Source organism: Peribacillus sp. P4_C12, from assembly GCF_056402095.1.
The window spans coordinates 1-2,156 of the sequence record NZ_JBFUIB010000576.1 but is presented as its reverse complement, the minus strand read 5'-3'; the positions used below and the strand labels follow the sequence as shown (position 1 = coordinate 2,156).

The following is a 2,156-nucleotide window of genomic DNA, read 5'->3' as shown; positions in this document are numbered from 1 at the left end:
TTGTTCAAAGGATCGTTCGTTCAAATCGGCTTCCTGATTGAATACTCTCTCCTCCATTGCGCCACTCCTTATCTTAACATCATTTGCAATGCTTTCTTAATATATTGCTCGGTCGTCATTTCTTCCGTTTGTAATTTCTTTGCGACCTTCTGAATTTCTTTTTCAGAATAACCAAGAGCCTTTAAGGCGAGAATTGCCTCATCCAGCTCCTCGGTATAACCGTTTTGGCTGATTGCCGCTGTAATGCCTTCGTTAAACAAGTTTGGAAACGCATCCGGAATTATGTTCTCGAGTTTTCCTTTTAAATCAAGAATCATTTGGCGTGCCGTCTTCTTTCCGACTCCTGGGAATTTAACAAGAAACGTTTCATCCTCATTTTCAATCGCTTGTACCACTTGATCGACCTGGCCTGACGCTAATATGGCGAGCGCCCCCTTAGGCCCAATTCCAGTAACATTCAACAACTTGGTGAACAGTGCCTTTTCTTGACGAGTCTGAAATCCGTAAAATGCGGCCATATCCTCACGCACATAATGATACAGAAAAACTTGAATCTCTTTTTGATATTGAGCGGAAAAAATAAAAGGATTCGGCGTCATCACTTGATATCCGATCCCCCCATTTTCCACAACTATGTATTCAGGTCCGATATAATCGACCTTGCCTTTTATATAATCATACAAATTATTTCTCTCCCTGATTTTGCTGTACCTCTCATTTTATCATAAAAAAGGGTGGAAGTTTATTAAAAGTTATTTAGCAATTGATCAGGGCTATTTCCCTAGATCTTGCTTCCATTTAACACCTTGTTTATTTTATTGAAGTTTTATGTTTCTGCTGAAAAACGGTGAAATAATTTTTCCACTTGAATGAAATTCACTTTTTTAAAAAAACCTGTTCCCATACAAAAAGGACGGGTGCTATTCCCATCCTAATTTACCGAATATGGCTCATATTCTTTAATGAGCTGTTTATATTGGTCTTTATTCACGATTGGTATGCCTTTTTGCAATTCTTCTTGCTTGTATACTTCGAGTTTACCAACGTCTATTTGGTAGAAAGTATGAATGATTTTAGCGTGCTCCGGTCGACCAATAAAAATGGATAACGTACCATCTTTTTTCATGCCTAGATATCCATTTGCCTTTAAAAGCGGAGATATATCATTTTCTATTTTCTTAAGTACAATCTGGTCTTCATTCTGATCGACTACGTTCCAACCTTGATATTTTAACCAAAAGTCTTCCATCGTCCAAATTGTTTCTGTCAATTTTTCCTCACTTAACTCACCATCAAGATACATACGCTGAAGGATTACCTTTCTTTCAATTGGATTATTTTCCTGTTGCACCAACTCTTCTGCAAAAACGGTATAGCAAAATGGCAGTATAAAAAGTGTCAAGAAAAACTGAATTCTAAGTTGATTAGTCAATATTCTCACCTCTTAAGGGAGTTTACTTTTTAAGTAGTTTGACCCGAAATAAGGATTATTAACCAGAAAAAATCCGGCCCGGTCGATAAAACAAAAAAAGCTGACTCCAAAAATTAGTCAGCTTCACATAATCATTTTAAATGATTTTCATGAATGTTTAGGTTATCGAACATGTCATTGGCATCCAGAATGATTGAGTCTCTCGTATCGCCATCACGAAGGTTGTTATCGAGTGTCATTGTCCGGAAATACACGCCTCTATCAGTCGTTACGTTAAGCGTCCGGCCTTCAGTGAGTGGTTCGACTTTTTTCATTACTGATTCTTTAACAGCTTTTGCCTGGTTATAGTCATCGAGCAACAAGGCTACAAGCATTTCATCTTCCATAATAATGGCCCGGGAGTCAATAACTGCATCCTCTGAATTGGCCACCCCATTAACTTGGTCGACTAATTCACCTTCATACGCATTATAATATGATGATCGAGCCCGAAGTGGTTTACTTTCATGACCATGGTAATTACGATCCCGCTTACTATATTCATCATCCTTGTTGTAAAGGCCTTGAACCACATTCTGATAATTAATGTTGCGGACTAACGCATCTTTTTCAGTGGAATGATATCCTGTCTCATTCGTAATATTCTCGTTTTCCGCTGCATTATTATTAGCGCACCCAACCAAGCCTGTGGCAGCTAATACCGTGCAAAGCGGCAATGCCCATT

3 protein-coding genes are annotated in these 2,156 nt (G+C 38.4%); all 3 read right to left on the bottom strand.

Annotation, left to right across the window (positions count from 1 at the left end; all coding sequences use genetic code 11):
* Positions 1-68: 68 nt before the first annotated feature.
* Positions 69-683, bottom strand: coding sequence for a Holliday junction branch migration protein RuvA (gene ruvA / locus AC1DUW_RS26685; RefSeq protein WP_056528317.1), 615 nt, complete (start codon positions 681-683; stop codon positions 69-71).
* 248 nt (positions 684-931) lie between these two features.
* A complete protein-coding gene (locus tag AC1DUW_RS26680) occupies positions 932-1,432 on the bottom strand; it encodes a BofC C-terminal domain-containing protein (protein WP_477643912.1) in 501 nt (166 codons plus the stop codon).
* Positions 1,433-1,563: 131 nt separating this feature from the next.
* Positions 1,564-2,156, bottom strand: a 593-nt coding sequence (locus AC1DUW_RS26675) for a YhcN/YlaJ family sporulation lipoprotein (RefSeq protein WP_477643911.1), incomplete at its 5' end; no start/stop codon positions are given.